The 14,241-nt window shown below is 68.4% G+C and carries 14 protein-coding genes; 4 read left to right on the top strand and 10 right to left on the bottom strand.

All coding sequences use genetic code 11. The features are described 5' to 3' along the window. Window positions 1-16: 16 nt before the first annotated feature. The 3 genes from NAM01S_RS24795 to NAM01S_RS24785 all read right to left on the bottom strand — a co-directional run bounded on the left by NAM01S_RS24795 (window position 17) and on the right by NAM01S_RS24785 (window position 3,558). The gene (locus NAM01S_RS24795; RefSeq protein WP_067789310.1) at window positions 17-520 is read right to left on the bottom strand and encodes a hypothetical protein; all 504 of its coding nucleotides are present in this window, start codon (window positions 518-520) and stop codon (window positions 17-19) included. Window positions 521-530: 10 nt separating this feature from the next. Next, entirely contained in the window at window positions 531-1,997 is a 1,467-nt protein-coding gene (locus tag NAM01S_RS24790) for a hypothetical protein (protein ID WP_157107901.1), read from the bottom strand. A gap of 268 nt (window positions 1,998-2,265) precedes the next feature. Next, the gene (locus NAM01S_RS24785; RefSeq protein WP_067789307.1) at window positions 2,266-3,558 is read right to left on the bottom strand and encodes an acetyl-CoA C-acyltransferase; all 1,293 of its coding nucleotides are present in this window, start codon (window positions 3,556-3,558) and stop codon (window positions 2,266-2,268) included. Window positions 3,559-3,913: 355 nt separating this feature from the next. On the opposite strand from NAM01S_RS24785, the gene NAM01S_RS24780 reads away from it, so the two are divergent. The 4 genes from NAM01S_RS24780 (at window position 3,914) to NAM01S_RS24765 (ending at window position 6,857) form a co-directional block, all read left to right on the top strand. After that, on the top strand, window positions 3,914-4,618 hold the full coding sequence (locus NAM01S_RS24780) for a helix-turn-helix domain-containing protein (protein WP_084483274.1): 705 nt from the start codon (window positions 3,914-3,916) through the stop codon (window positions 4,616-4,618). Window positions 4,619-4,628: 10 nt separating this feature from the next. After that, on the top strand, window positions 4,629-5,063 hold the full coding sequence (locus tag NAM01S_RS24775) for a hypothetical protein (RefSeq protein ID WP_157107899.1): 435 nt from the start codon (window positions 4,629-4,631) through the stop codon (window positions 5,061-5,063). 103 nt (window positions 5,064-5,166) lie between these two features. After that, complete coding sequence (locus NAM01S_RS24770; protein WP_245910034.1) at window positions 5,167-5,691, top strand: hypothetical protein; 525 nt, start codon at window positions 5,167-5,169, stop codon at window positions 5,689-5,691. Continuing rightward, a complete protein-coding gene (locus tag NAM01S_RS24765) occupies window positions 5,688-6,857 on the top strand; it encodes an MAB_1171c family putative transporter (RefSeq protein WP_067789297.1) in 1,170 nt (389 codons plus the stop codon). The genes NAM01S_RS24770 and NAM01S_RS24765 overlap by 4 nt, the downstream gene beginning before the upstream one ends. Here the strand turns inward: NAM01S_RS24765 and hpf are convergent. The 7 genes from hpf to NAM01S_RS24730 all read right to left on the bottom strand — a co-directional run. After that, a complete protein-coding gene (gene hpf / locus NAM01S_RS24760) occupies window positions 6,844-7,536 on the bottom strand; it encodes a ribosome hibernation-promoting factor, HPF/YfiA family (RefSeq protein WP_067789530.1) in 693 nt (230 codons plus the stop codon). The two genes, NAM01S_RS24765 and hpf, sit on opposite strands and share 14 nt — an antisense overlap. A 310-nt stretch (window positions 7,537-7,846) precedes the next feature. Beyond that, the gene (locus tag NAM01S_RS24755) at window positions 7,847-8,509 is read right to left on the bottom strand and encodes a ComF family protein (protein ID WP_067789294.1); all 663 of its coding nucleotides are present in this window, start codon (window positions 8,507-8,509) and stop codon (window positions 7,847-7,849) included. A 41-nt stretch (window positions 8,510-8,550) separates the two neighbouring features. Further along, entirely contained in the window at window positions 8,551-10,356 is a 1,806-nt protein-coding gene (lpqB, locus tag NAM01S_RS24750) for an MtrAB system accessory lipoprotein LpqB (RefSeq protein WP_067789291.1), read from the bottom strand. Further along, entirely contained in the window at window positions 10,353-12,281 is a 1,929-nt protein-coding gene (gene mtrB, locus NAM01S_RS24745; protein ID WP_084483286.1) for an MtrAB system histidine kinase MtrB, read from the bottom strand. Before mtrB ends, lpqB begins: the two co-directional genes overlap by 4 nt. 74 nt (window positions 12,282-12,355) lie before the next feature. Continuing rightward, window positions 12,356-13,033 (bottom strand): MtrAB system response regulator MtrA, encoded by a 678-nt coding sequence (mtrA, locus tag NAM01S_RS24740; protein WP_040781845.1) that lies wholly within the window; start codon window positions 13,031-13,033, stop codon window positions 12,356-12,358. A 78-nt stretch (window positions 13,034-13,111) separates the two neighbouring features. Next, window positions 13,112-13,759, bottom strand: coding sequence for a dTMP kinase (locus NAM01S_RS24735; RefSeq protein ID WP_067789288.1), 648 nt, complete (start codon window positions 13,757-13,759; stop codon window positions 13,112-13,114). A 231-nt stretch (window positions 13,760-13,990) separates the two neighbouring features. Continuing rightward, window positions 13,991-14,241: adenosylhomocysteinase (locus tag NAM01S_RS24730; RefSeq protein ID WP_174554855.1), on the bottom strand; the 251-nt coding region annotated here is incomplete at its 5' end.

Genomic DNA, 14,241 nt, shown 5'->3' with positions numbered 1-14,241 from the left:
GTCCTGATATGGATCGCTAGTCCTTGCGTGGAGGGCGGCCGGCTTCGACCCACTTCTTGTACTTCTTTACCGCGTTGTCATATGGGGTTACGATCTCTTTTCCCGTGCGTCGCTGAAATGCGAAGCTAATCGAATTCATCGGATTGTAGAAGACCGACCTGAATTCCGCTTCCACGAGCGGCAGTGGTCCCCGCTTGGGCGGATCAGGCGGAAGGGCGAACCACTTGCCCTCCACGGCCCGCCGGAAGGTTTCACCGATGAAGTAGACGAATCGCATGGCGAGCTTCTGGTTCTCGTCGGCGAACGCTGTGCGGTAGTCCGGAAATCGTTCGAGGAGAACCCTCTCCGCGATGACGAGCCCCTCCCTGGTGTACATGTGGCCGTTCACCTCGGGGACATCGAAGATGGAGAATTCGATATCCATTGCGGCGTCTTGCATCCGAAGCCAGCTCTGGAACTTCTCATCGTTCTGGTACTCGAGAACCTTCGGGTCTTTTCTGGGATCGTAGAGCGGTTCCACAGATACTCTCCTAGTAGAAGTAGTTCACGGTCAGGTTGGGATACTCGGACTGAAGCCGATCCAATTTTCGCTGATCGCTCGGCGAAAGCGGGCTGCGAATGTTGTAGGTCACGCGGTGACCGTCATCCAGGGCCGCCTCATCCTTCTCCAGTTGCTCATTGTCCAAGCGCCCGCTCTTGTTCTCCACCAGCTCATCGGGAACGCCATCCTCGTTGTAGTGCACGAAATCGTATCGCCGATTGGGAACACCATCGACCTGCCGTTGAGGGTGCCATCCGTTCTCTGGCGTGTAACCCATGAGCGCGCCGACTTCTCGGTCCCACTCACTCCCCTGCGAGGTGTTTTCCATCAACTGGTCGTACTTCTTGCTCCACTCTTCCATCGACAGGCACCCCGACGGCCGGGTATGACAATCCGCCAGGTACCGCTCCCACGCGTCCTGCTTCCACTTCGGGAATACCGCACCGGTCTTGATGGCTCCGGTGTCGGGATCCACCTCGAATGTGGCGAGTGGTTTGTGGATGGTTTCTTGCAGCAGCCGCACCGCCGCGGCGGTGGTCCGCACCGTCGACAAGGTGGTGCCGAGCGTTCGAGCAGCCGCGTTCAGCAGCTGAATGAGGTTCCTGATTCGGTTGGCGGCAAGGGTGACTCGCGCGGCGGTGACACCCGCTGCCGCCCAGTCGGATCCGGTCGCGGTGATCACGGTGCCCGCGAGACCGGCCGCGATCGTGATCCCGACGTCTCGGGTGAGCGCGCGCATCTCGGTCTCGATGTCTCTGCGCTGCTTGACGATCTCCTCGCCGAATCCCTTTGCCGACTGGGCCAAGGACGCGGCGTCGGCCTCCACCATCCCCGACGGCGCCAAAACGTTGTCGACGTACTCGTTGTAGAGCAGACGTGCCTCGTTGGCGTCTCGCGGACCCGGCTCTCGGCCGTACTTGCGGACGTCGTCGGTCTTGTCCCGAATGACGGCGCGGAGTTCTTCGAGCACCCGGCCGGTGTCGGCCAGCTTGATGTCGTTCCCGTTGGGAACCTTGAAACCGATCTCCCGCAGCAGATCCGGGATGTCGGTGTTCAGGCTGTCGCCGTTGTCGCCGATCGAGGTCGGCATGTTTCCGATCAGCCGGCGCTGATCGACCGCCGTCGGCGGGTCGGTGGGAGGTTGGGGCGCCGAGCCCTCGCGGCCCGCGGCAATCCATTCGGCGTTGAGGACGTTGACGCCTGCGAGGTACGCGCGGTTGGCGATGGCGCCGTAGGCGTCGGCGAGCCGCGAGGCGTTCGGGAAGAACTCGTTGGCGGCCGTGTCCCACGCCTTGCCCCAATGCTGGCCGACCTCGTCGTTGCCCGCCATGCTCGCGGCATACAGTTCGACGAGGTGGGCGACCTCTTCGAGCTTCTGTCGGATGACGAACGACGCATTGTCGGCCGCGCGTGCGAATTCGAAGTACTGGAACCAGTTGTGGTCGACGATCGCCATCATGCCCCCTAGCGCTATCCGGAAGCCTACCTGGCCGAATTCGGCTCGAATGAAGACCAGAAACGACTGGCCGCGTGACGGATTCGCGTCTCGATGACGAAAGCGCCTGGTGCCTCGTCTATTTCGTCACGCTCCGCGACTACTCGTCCGATGAGCTGGAACAGCTGCGGACGGACCGCGCGGTGGTGTCACCCAGCAAGCGACGGGCCACGACGAGCGACGCGAATCGCCGGTGCGGTTCGAAGGAATCCGCACCGGCGACCGGTCATCACACCCGCTCGAGAACGGCCGAGGCGCCGATGCCGCCCGCGGCGCAGATGCCGAGGAGCGCGGTGTTCTTGCCGGTGCGGGCGAGTTCGTTCGCCATCGTGGTGACCATGCGGGCTCCGGTGGCGCCGAAGGGGTGGCCGAGGGAGACGGAGCCGCCGTGCACGTTGAGTTTGTCGATGTCCACGGTGCCGACGGCGGTGTCGCGGTCCAGCCGAGTCTTGGCCCATTCGTCGCTGGCGAGCGCTCTCAGCACCGAGAGGGTCTGGGCGGCGAAGGCTTCGTGGATGTCGACGAAGTCGATGTCGGACAACGACATTCCGGCCTTGTCGAGCGCGCGCGGCATGGAGATCGCCGGGCCGATGAGCACCTGATCGGTGGGATCGACGCTGACGTAGCTCCAGGAACGGAACGCGGCCAGCGGACGGTAGCCGAGCTCGCGTGCCTTCTGTTCGCTCATCAGCAGCACCGCCGAGGCGCCGTCGGTGAGCGGACTGGCGTTGCCCGCGGTGACCGTGCCCTCCTTGGCGAACACCGGCTTCAGCTTGGCCAGCTTCTCGACGCTGGTGTCCGCTCGGACCAGACCGTCGCGTTCGATGTCCACCCCCTCGGGCGTGCGCACCCGCAGCACCTCGTCGTCGAAGCGTCCGGAGGCGATGGCGGCCGCGGCGCGCTGGTGCGAGCGGGCCGCGAACTCGTCCTGTTCGGCCCTGCCGATGCCGTGGATCCGCGCCATCTTCTCGGCCGACTCCCCCATCACCTCACCGGTGGTGCGCTCGGCGATCTTCGGCCTGCTCGGCAGGATGTCGGTGAACGGCGCCAATTGCGCTGCGGCGGAAAGGTAGTCCTTCGCCTTCGGCTTGCCGAGCGCCAGCGGCGCGCCCGCGTGCACCAGCTTCTGCGGCAGCTTCACCTCGGCGTTGCTGGTGGAATCGCTGCCGCCGGCGATCATGATGTCGTACTCGCCGCGTTCGATCGCGGCCGCCGCGGCGGTCACCGCCTGCAAGCCGGACGCGCACGCCCTGGTGACGGTGTAGCCCTCGCACCCGGGATCGAGGCGCAGATCGAGCGCGATCTCCCTGGCGATGTTGGGCGCCGCGCTCGGCAGGATCACCCCGCCCCACACGATGGCCTGCACTTGGGCGCCGGGCAGCCCGGTGCGCTCGAGCAGGCCGCGCACGGCGGCGTCGGCCAGCGCGATGGAGTCCATCCGGGTGAAATCGGTGAACGCGCGCACGAACGGGGTGCGGGCGCCGGACACGATGACGGCACGGCGAGCGGCGTCGGAAGCCATGCGAATTCCTTTCCAGAGACGTACACCACAAACTTACTCTGAAGTAAGTTCCTGGTCCACGCTCGCACGGGAAAACGCCTCCCCGCACCCCTCCGGGCGGGCAGGCTTTTCGTCCCGAGCCGCAGGCGGCTCAGCGATCCCCTCCAGATGCCGCTGAGCCGGCCTGCGGCGCGCCGTTGCGCTGCAGGCCGGGCGCCCGTCCCGACGAACGCCCCTGCTCGTCCCGGAACCGCTTCGAGTGGTCGGCACCGCGCATCCGACGCAGAAAGAACAGTAGCGTTCTTTCGACCGATTTTTCAAATCTTTTCTATGAAGTTGTCATTACCGTCCGGTAAGGCCTACTATGAGGCCCACTATGAGAAGCCCTTCGGAGCTGTCGCGGCAGAAGCGCTTCGGCCGAATCATCAAGGAACGCCGAGACGAGCTCGGCCTCACCCAGCTGCAGATCGGCGATCTGGGTGGGCCATCGGCGCCGACGATCCGAAAGATCGAGGACGGCGACGCCGCGATCAGCACCCACACGCTGAACAAGCTGGACGCACCGCTGCGCTGGCTGCCGGGCAGCGCGGCACGCACCTACGCGGGCGGCTCGCCCGCGGTGCGGGAGGCCGCGGCGGGCGAACACGCCACCGACGAGTCGATCGTCGCAGGCCCGACGTCGATCCGTTTCGACATCTCGGACCTCACCGGCCTGCTCGCCGCGACCGGCAGGCTGACCGATGCCGTTGAGCGCGGCCAGACCTCCGAACCCGCTGTGGTCGAGGCGATCTCGGACCTGAACCGGGTCGTGTCCCGGCTCTCCGCCCGCTACGCGACCGTCATGCTGGAACGCAACGGCGGACCGGGCCGCCAGCTGCACCCGCTGGTGGAGATGGCGTTCTCGCACCTGCTCGAGGTCCCCGCCGAAGCCGACGACGCGACCGAGCTAGAGGAGCGCCGTTACCGGCGCTGGCTCGCCGGTCGCTCGGAAAACGTGAGCCCCGCGACCGAGGCCCAGTTCCGGGCCAGGTGGTTGGCCGCCAACAGCACGACCGCGCCGAATCGCAACGGCAAGCACTGAGGTGATCGACATGACCGAGGCCGCGCACCTGCCGCTGAGCCACAAGATCAACCGACTTTTCGCGGTGATGCACCCGCGCTCGGCGCCGGAACGCAGCACCGAGTCCGTCGCCGAACAGGTCAGCGACCAGCTGGACCGCGCGGTGGCGGCCAGCTACCTCGAAGAGCTGCGCGATGGTCGCTTCGACGACGAACGCGACGGCGCCACTGTCGAATTCGAGATCCTCGCGGCGATCGCCAGTTGCTTCGGCGTCGCCCCGCGCTATCTGACCACCACCGGGCAGGCCGCCGCGAGCATCGACAGGGAACTCGAACTGCTGGCCACCATGCGCGACGCCAACGTCGCCAGCATCGCGCTGCGCGGCTCCGACGTGGACCGGGCGATGCTCGCCCGATTGATCCGCGGCACCGAGGATTCCGCCGAATCGGGCGCTCCCGCGCACTGACCTCGCGGCGACGGCCCGTGGGTCGCCCACGCAGCGCCGTCCTGGGTACCATTCTCAGCTACACGGGGCGGGACCGCGGAACTGCTGTAGGAGATCGCATCGCATGGCCGGTATGGACACCCGGTTCCGGGAGCTTTCCCGGCACGTACCGATACCGCACCCGTGGAACCTGAACACCTATCTCGATACCGTCGCCGAGTTCCGTGACCGCCCGATCACCTTGCAGCCGGTGGACACCGCCGTGCTCGCGGGCGCGGGCTGCGGCACCGGCAGCGGATTGTGGATCGCCAAGCGGGACAGCGATGTGATCGTCTACGGCGCCGACACCACCGAATGGCACGCCGAGCACATCATCGCCCACGAGCTCGGGCACATGCTGCTCGGGCACGGCCCGGAAGCGGAGCCGACGCCGAGCGACCAGACCGCGCACACCCTCGCGGCCGTCGCCGAACTGCTGCCCTCGATCTCGCCGGAATCCATCGCGCACGTACTCGGCCGCACCGACTACGGCACGAGCAGGGAACGCGACGCCGAGACCTTCGCCGACATGGTGATGCTGCAGGCGATGCGCCCGCCGCGCCGCGACTCCCTGCTGCACCGGACGTTCTTCCGCGACCGTCGTAGGTGAACTCCCCCGTACCGGGGGAGATCGCGGCGCCGCTGATCGGATTCGTCGCACTGGTGACCGCCGGCCGGTGGGCGCTGCTGCACCGAACCACCACCGACCGGCTGCTGAACCGGGCGCTGGCGTGGGCGGCGGCGGGAATGGTGCTGCTGGAGCGCGGCATCGCGCCGCGATTCGGCAGTCTCATGCACCAACTCTCCATGGGCTGCATGCTCTTCACGATCATGAGCGCCTACGGCGTCGCCATGCTGTGGGCGGGTGCGGACCCCTCGGACGCGCGACGACGGCAGCGCCGCTACGACCTGATCGCCGCCGCGTGCGCCGTCGTCATCCTGGTCGTCGGCACACCGGCACGACACGAAGGGACGCTGCTCGGCCAGACGCCCGGAGTGTGGTCGGCGATCTCGGCGCTGGCGTTCTGCCTGCCCGCGATCGCCTGCGGTCGCGTGATGGCGACCGCTCTGTGGCGGGAACTGGCTCGCGAGGACACCAGGCGGCGGGAACGGCTGGTATACGGCGCACTGCTCGCGGCGTTGGCGATCGGCGCGTGCAGTCTGCCGTTCTCGGCGCTGCTCTTCGGCGGGATTCTCGGCGACGCCGTGCGCATCGAGGATCCGAACCTGATCCGCTGGGCCTGGCCGAACTTCACCGTCATCGTGGTCAGCGCCGCCGTGCTCGCGGTGCCGCTGCTCGGCGTGCTGGTGACGCGCGCGGGCTTGGATCGATCCCGGCGCTACTGCCGACGGCTGCGCCCGCTCTGGACGGACGTGACGCGCGCGGTGCCGGAGATCGTCCTCGACCTCGCGGCGACCGGGCAGGACGAGCCCGAGGTGCGGCTGATCCGGATGACGGTGGAGATCCGCGACGCCCTGCTGCACCTGAACAGGTATGCGCCCCACGATCTTCCGATGCCCGCCGGAGTGAGCCCGACGGAGCGCTACGCGCGGCGGATCGCGCACGGGATACACGCCAAGGCCGACGGACACGGTCCCGCCAACGCCGCCGCGAGGACTGCGGCACCCGCCTCCCGCGACCTCGATTCCGAACTCCGCCAGCTGCTGGAACTGGCACGCGTGTGGCCGCGAGCGCGAGCCGGTACGGAGACCAAGCGGCCGACGCCCGCGAGGGCGTCGGCCGGGCTCTTCCGACGTTTGGCTATGCGAGCCTGATCAGGCCGTAATCGAAGGCGTGACGCCGATAAACGACCGACGGTCGGTCGGTCTCCTTGTCGTGGAAGAGGAAGAAGTCGTGCCCGACGAGTTCCATCTGGTAGAGGGCATCATCGACCGTCATCGGTGTCGCGGCGTGCTCCTTGGTCCGCACGATGTGGCCGGGACCGGCCTCGTACTCGGGTTCTTCCTGTTCGGCGCGCTCACCGGGGTGCGCGTGCGCCTTGGAGGCTTCGTCCGTCAGAGTGAACAGCGAATCGTCGACCAGGTCTGCCGTGGCCTCGGCGACCGAGACGGGGGTCTTCTCCCCGTAGTGGACCCGGCGCCGGTCCTTGATTCGGCGCATCCGGCTCTCCAGCTTGGCGGTCACCGACTCGAAGGCGGCGTAGAAGCTGTCCGCGCAGGCCTCCGCCCGTACCACCGGGCCCTTGCCACGCGCGGTGATCTCGACGCGCTGGCAGGCTTTGCGCTGACGGCGGTTGCGTTCGTGGAACAGCTCGACATCGAAGAGGAAGATCGACGGGTCGAAGCGTTCGAGACGGGAGAGTTTGTCCGCGACATAAATTCGGTAATGGTCAGGAACCACGACGTTGCGGCCTTTTACCACGATGTCGGCGCGAGTGGCCGGTGGTTGGTCCGCTGCGGGTTGCTCTGTCGCATCCAGGGCGCCGGCATCCAGCACCGAAGGATCTGCGTCTTTCACTGAAGGACGTGAAGAAGTCGTCACGCGTACCTCCCGGATCTGGCCGCACGGACCGATTTCCCGTGCGGCGGGATTGAGCCGTGCCGAGCGGAATCCGGAGGTCTTGGGGTGCGCGAGAGCCGTTGGTTGTCAGACAGGCTGACGCCTTCGGGCTTGGCTCACACCGGGGATTCGCACGACACGAAGTTGTCCGAGGCGCCACCTCCAAACTCTCGGTTCGGGTGTGTGATCGCGACGGTAGTACGCCAACCGGCGGTCCGCCAGTGTTCACGCAAATTTCCCGGAGTCAAGCAGAACACGTCACCAGGACGGCACTTGTTTCGACTCCGGCCGCGCGGAGCGCGCGCACCGATTCGCGGGCTGTCGCGCCGGTCGTGAGGACATCGTCGACCACGACGACCTCGGCGTTCCCCACGCTCCGCAGGCTCGCGAGTGGCCCGCGCCGCACCGAGACCCTGCCGCGCAGATTGTGTTGTCGCTCACCGGGTGTCAATCCCACCGAATCGCGCACACCCCACCACACACGCAACATCGGCACCACCCGGCAATCCGGTAGCCACCCCGCCGCGGCGCGCGCCGTCCGCAGCACCGGATCCCCACCGCGGCGCCGCGCGGAGGCTCCCCGGCTCGGCGCGGGCACCACCACCAACACGCGATCGGGCGTTCGCAATCGGGCGAGACCCCGCGCCATCGCCAGCCCGAGCGGCGCCGCCAGATCGCGGCGGCCGCGTTCCTTTGCTGCCAGCACCGCGCGGCGCGCGGGACCGGCGTACGGGGCGAGCGCCCAGCACGGAACGCCGGGATCGGTGCGCGGACGCACCCGCTTCGGACCGCCCGTCAGCGCCGCCGCGCAGTCCGCGCACCAGCCGACGCCCACCGCGCCGCAGCCCGCGCACGAAGCGGGCAGCGCCAAGTCCAGCAGGGCGGCGAGGTGTTCGGCGGCTCCCATGACCGAAGTGTGCACCCGCCCACCGACATTCGGCGGGTGGATCAGCCGGGTAGCACCGGCGCGGTGTCCGATCCGAGACCGGGGATCTCGGTCCAGTAGCGCAGTTCGCTGGTCTGGTTGTTGGTCAGCTCGAGCACGCCGCGCGAGTCCGCCACGTACTGCGTGGTCGGCGACGCGGCGACCACCCGAACGGGCGCCGTGAGGTTCTGCGAGGTCAGCGGGTACCTCTCGGAACCGTCGATGGAGACGGTGAACACCGGCTCGACATTGCCCTCCCTGGCGACCATGAGCGCTTCGCCGCCGAGCCAGTCCAGCGAGAGCGCCCTGGTGCTCAGATCGACGGCAAGCGGCAGCGGCGAGGTCAGCGCGTACTTGCCGTCCGGCCGCCGTTCCACCACCGCGACGTACACCTTGCCGTCGGCGATGAGCGCGGCGCGCACGCCGGTGCGGGAGATGCGCAGTTCGGTGATGGGACCGCGAAAATTCGGCTCGGACGCCGACTCGGTCAACGCCGAGGTGTCGACCTCCTGCACCGAGACGTTGCCGGTGCCGCGGTCGTTGACGGCGCGGATCACGCGTCCGCCGTCGATGACGGCCCACGCCGCGCCGCCGTCGGCGACCCAGGACGGCCTGCTGATCGTGGTGCCCTCGGCGACCGGAAAGGCGTTGCCGCCGTAGGTGCCGACCATGAGCGTGCGCGGCGGCTCTGGCGCGGGCCGTCCGTTGGCGGCGACCCCGGCGACCAGCTGCCCGTCGGGCGAGAGCGCCACCGACTGCAAGTTGTTCACCGTCCCGAAGTAGCCGGGAGCGGTCACCACGCCGCGCTCGTTCACCTGGGCCAGCGCACCGCCGCGCAGGGCATGCAGTCCGATCCGGTTCTGGGCGTACAGCTCGGGGCTGAACTGTTCCACGTCGGCGACCGACCAGCCGTTGGCGGCGAACCGGTCGTCCAGCGGTTTGCCGTCGGCGAGCAGCATGTAGGGGCCGAGGACGTCGGCGCCCGCCAGAGTCAGCACCACCTGGGCGGCAAGCAGTTCGCGGTCGCGCGGACTCAGCCCGCCCGCGCCCGCGAAGTCGACGCGCACGCCGCCGAGCCCGATGCCGACCTCGTCCGGATCGCCGTTGGCCTTGGTGATCGGACCCCGCAGCGCGACCGGCTGGGCGAGCTGGTTGCGCACGACCGAGCCGAGCTCCGGCTGCGGCCCCTCGGTGAGCAGGGTCAGCAGCCGCTGGGTGAGCTGATTCTTGGACACCGAGATCCAGCGCAGATCGGGCACGACCGAGGCGCCGCCCGGTTCCACGAAGTAGAGCACGTAGCGGCGGTAGGACTTGTTGAACGCCGTCCGGTCCATCACGACACCGTCGGGCAGCTCGTCGATGCGCCACTCGCCGTCGACCCGGCTCATCTCGATCTTGTTCTCGACCATGCCCTCGACCGCGCGGTAGGCGCCGTCCGGAGCCAGTTCCCCGACCTTCTGCGCGCGGATGACATAGGTGGCCTTGTCACCGGAGCGCGATTCGCGCAACGTATCCGGCTTGTCGACGATCGTCGTGCTCGCGCCGTCCTCCCACTGCGCCGAGGCCGACGGCGTCATGTACTGGCGGGCGGCAAGGTGCCGGTTCGCCGGGTCGGCGGTCGCCTGCAGGAAATCCCGCAGCAGCAGATCGGGATCGCGGCCCTGGATGGGCGGCGGCGGCCCGTCGGAGGTCGGTTCCCGATTGAGCGTGCCAAGCGCTTGCGGGGCCGAGGATTCCGGCAGGCTCGCGCAGCCGCTGATCGCCAGCAGCGCTGTGACGAGCACCGCGACCACGGCCAGTCGGGACGATCTGGCACCGAGCATTCTCATGACTGTACGTCTCCGGGTTCGGTGAGCACCCGGCCGGAGCCGGACCCGTCCGGTCGTTGCGCGCCGGAGCTGTCCGTATCGGCCGCGTGCGACCCCTCCGCTGCCTCGCTGACGCCATTGCGCGCGTGGGTCGGCTGTTCGATACCGTTCGCCGCCGCCGCGTCCGCAGCGGGGTTCTCCGCCGCTTCGCGCGCCCGCACGCCGTTCGCCGTACCGGTCGACGGGGTCCCGTTCGCACCGACCGGATCCACCGCGCCGGCCGACTGTGGGAACGGCACCGTCGGCGTATCGCTTTCGGTATCGGACGGACGCGGCGCCGTCCGGCGCCCCGGCTCCAGCGGCAGCGGACTGGCGCCCATCTTGCGGCCGCGCACCAGCGGCAGGGTCAGGCGGAAGCTGGCGCCGACGCCGACCTCGCCCCAGGCGTCCAGCCTGCCCTCGTGCAGGTTGGCGTCCTCGACGCTGATCGACAGTCCGAGGCCGGTGCCGCCGGAACGGCGCATGCGCGACGGATCGGAGCGCCAGAACCGGTTGAAGACCAGCTTCTCCTCGCCGGGCCGCAGGCCGACGCCCTGGTCGCGCACCACGACGGCGACGGCGTTGGCCTCGGTGTCGCCGCGCATCCGGATCAGCACCGGCTTGCCCTCGCTGTGGTCGATGGCGTTGGCGAGCAGGTTGCGCAGCACCCGTTCCACGCGGCGCGGGTCGACCTCGGCGACCAGCGGATCCTCCGGCAGGTCGATGACGACCTCGACGCCGGACTCCTTGGCCAGGTGCCGCACTGTCGAGATCGCGGCCCGCGCGCACATCCGCACGTCGAGCGACTCCACCTGGAGTTCGGCGACGCCCGCGTCGTGGCGGCTGATCTCCAACAGGTCGTTGAGCAGACCCTCGAACCGGTCCAGCTCGGTGACCAGCAGCTCGGCGCTGCGCGCCAGCGCGGGATCGAGGTCCTCGCTGCTGCCGTGGATCAGGTCGGCGGCCATGCGCACCGTCGTGAGCGGCGTGCGCAGCTCGTGGCTGACGTCCGAGGTGAACCGTCGCTGCAGATTGCCGAACTCCTCGAGCTGGGTGATCTGGTTGGACAGGCTCTCGGCCATCTCGTTGAACGCCTGCGCCAGCCGCGCCATGTCGTCCTCGCCGCGCACCAGCATGCGCTCCTTGAGGCGACCGTCGGCGAAGCGGCTGGCGATCCGCGCCGCGGACCGGATCGGCAGCACGACCTGCCTGGTGACCAGCGCGGTGATCGCGGCGAGCAGGACGAGCAGCACCAAACCGCCGATCATCATGGTGCCGCGCATCAGCGCGAGGCTGCGCTCCTCGTTGGCCAGCGGGAAGATCAGGTAGATCTCCAGCGTCGGCACCTCGGCGCTCGGGCTGCCGATGATCAGCGCCCGCCCTTGGTAGCCGTCCGGATCCTCGACCGTGGCGAACTGATAGCTGACCTGATTGCGCTGGACGAACCGGCGCAGTTCCTCCGGTATCTCGGTGATCGGGCCGGACGAGATCGGCTGCTGCGGCGTGCCGCCGACCATGCTCAGCGCGGAGTCGAAACTGCCTGCGGCGCCGGTGGATTGACCGGTCCCGCCGCGGTTGGACAGCGAGTTGCGCGCGTCGGTGAGACGCTGCTGCTGGGTGCCCGCGTCCTGCACGCCGACCAACTGGCTCTCCACCGAGTTGCGGGCGCGGTCCATCTCCTCGACGGCGGCGTTGATCTTCGCGTCCAACAGCCGGTCGGTGATCTGACTTGTCAGCACGACGCCGAGGATGGTGATCACGATGAGCGAGAGCGTCAGCGTGGAGACGATGACGCGCAGCTGCAGCGACCGGCGCCAGACATGACCGAGCGCGGTGCCCGCCTCCTTGAACCAGGCGGCCACCGGGGCGAGCGAACGCTCGAGACGTGCCAGCGTCCCGCGCGGCACGCCCACCCGATCACCCACGGCGGACGCGGTCTCTTTCGAGCCCTTGGCGTCCGCCTGCTGGGCATCGCCATCGGTCACGGCGGTCCGGCCTTGTAGCCGACGCCTCGGACGGTGAGCACGATCTCGGGATTCTCCGGATCCTTCTCGACCTTGGCGCGCAGCCGCTGCACGTGCACGTTGACCAGCCGGGTGTCGGCCGCGTGCCGGTAGCCCCAGACCTGCTCGAGCAGCACCTCGCGGGTGAACACCTGGCGCGGCTTGCGGGCGAGGGCGACAAGCAGGTCGAACTCGAGCGGGGTCAGCGAGATCTGCTGACCGCCCCTGCTCACCTTGTGCGCGGGCACGTCGATGACGATGTCCGCGATCGACAGCAGCTCCGCGGGCTCTTCTTCGGTACGGCGCAGGCGGGCGCGCACCCTGGCGACGAGCTCCTTCGGTTTGAACGGCTTGACGATGTAATCGTCGGCACCGGACTCCAGACCGAGCACGACGTCGACCGTGTCGGTCTTCGCCGTGAGCATGACGATCGGGACTCCGGAATCGGCCCGCAGCACGCGGCACACATCGATGCCGTTCATGCCGGGCAGCATCAGGTCCAGCAACACCAGATCGGGGCGGATCTCGCGAACCGCCGCCAGTGCCTGCGTACCGTCGCCGACCACGTGCGGGTCGAACCCTTCCCCGCGCAGGACGATCGTGAGCATCTCAGCGAGTGCCATATCGTCGTCGACGACCAGAATCTTCGGCTTCATAATTACTATGTTGTCATCTCCCAGGCCAGGATCGGGCCGCCACGCCAACACTGGTGCGAACCCGCCGCACATCCAACCCTATCGGGCAACAATTTCGGCGATACGCGTGGCCAGCGATGCCGGATCGTCACCGATTCGGTACGTCCACCACCGGCCGTGCCAGTTCCGTTCGGCCAGCTCACGGTACACCTCCAGAGTGCGCCGCTGGAGCCCACCGTCGCGTTCGTACGCGTCGAGCGCACGTGACTCGTCGAGTTCGCCGCGCAGGCGCGCACGTTCGGCGGCCACCTCGGTCGAGACGTCCAGCAACACTTGCACGTCGGGCTTCGGCATGCCGAACCGGCCGAACTCCAAATCGGCTGTCCAGCGCGCCATCTCACCGTCGGCGGACTGGTGCAGCCGAGCGGCGTTGTAGGCGGCGTTGGAGGCCACGTAGCGGTCCAGGATCAGGATGTCGTTGTCCGCCAAGAGTTTCGCCAGCTCCGCGCGCGCTTCGGCGCGGTCCAGTGCGAACAGCAACGCCATCGCGTACACCGAGTCGGCAAGGTCGCCGTGCGCGCCGCGCAGTGCCTCGGCGGCGAGATCGGCGTGCACCGACCGGCCGTAGCGCGGGAAGGCCAACGTGGCCGCGTGCAACCCGCGCTCGGCGAGCGCGGCGATCACGGCGTCGGTCAGCGTGCGCTTCCCTGCGCCGTCCAGACCTTCCACCGCGATGAGGGCACCCATGGCAGGTCACAGTACCGATCGCCGGTGCCGCGCCGTCCACCGACACCGGCGGCGCAGGCGACAGGTCCGCGCGCTTCGAGGCCGACGGGTTCGGCGAACCTCGATCGCCGTTCCCGGCACCGATCCGCGGATCTGGTCGCGCGTCTCGGCGCGCTTGCGCTACAAGGACTTACACGCCGAGCGGCCCGGCAACCGCGCGGGTTGCCGGGCCGCTCGTACGAAGCGGGGGGCTCAGTACCGGTAGTGGTCCGGCTTGTAGGGGCCCTCGACGTCGACGCCGATGTATTCGGCCTGGTCCTTGGTGAGCTTGGTCAGCGTGCCGCCGAGCGCCTCGACGTGGATGCGGGCGACCTTCTCGTCCAGGTGCTTGGGCAGGCGGTAGACCTCGTTGTCGTACTCGTCCGGCTTGGTCCACAGCTCGATCTGGGCGATCACCTGGTTGGAGAAGCTGTTCGACATCACGAACGACGGATGTCCGGTCG

The organism is Nocardia amikacinitolerans NBRC 108937 (genome assembly GCF_001612615.1).
Taxonomy (GTDB): Bacteria; Actinomycetota; Actinomycetes; order Mycobacteriales; family Mycobacteriaceae; genus Nocardia; species Nocardia amikacinitolerans.
This window is presented reverse-complemented; position numbering and strand designations above follow the sequence as displayed.

Coding starts and splice junctions, on each gene's coding strand:
- NAM01S_RS24790 (WP_157107901.1), bottom strand. CDS start 1,997: ATGGCGATCGTCGACCACAACTGGTTCCAGTACTTCGAATTCGCACGC.
- NAM01S_RS24785 (WP_067789307.1), bottom strand. CDS start 3,558: ATGGCTTCCGACGCCGCTCGCCGTGCCGTCATCGTGTCCGGCGCCCGC.
- lpqB (WP_067789291.1), bottom strand. CDS start 10,356: ATGAGAATGCTCGGTGCCAGATCGTCCCGACTGGCCGTGGTCGCGGTG.
- NAM01S_RS24735 (WP_067789288.1), bottom strand. CDS start 13,759: ATGGGTGCCCTCATCGCGGTGGAAGGTCTGGACGGCGCAGGGAAGCGC.
- NAM01S_RS24755 (WP_067789294.1), bottom strand. CDS start 8,509: ATGGGAGCCGCCGAACACCTCGCCGCCCTGCTGGACTTGGCGCTGCCC.
- mtrA (WP_040781845.1), bottom strand. CDS start 13,033: ATGAAGCCGAAGATTCTGGTCGTCGACGACGATATGGCACTCGCTGAG.
- NAM01S_RS24780 (WP_084483274.1), top strand. CDS start 3,914: ATGAGAAGCCCTTCGGAGCTGTCGCGGCAGAAGCGCTTCGGCCGAATC.
- NAM01S_RS24775 (WP_157107899.1), top strand. CDS start 4,629: ATGACCGAGGCCGCGCACCTGCCGCTGAGCCACAAGATCAACCGACTT.
- NAM01S_RS24770 (WP_245910034.1), top strand. CDS start 5,167: ATGGCCGGTATGGACACCCGGTTCCGGGAGCTTTCCCGGCACGTACCG.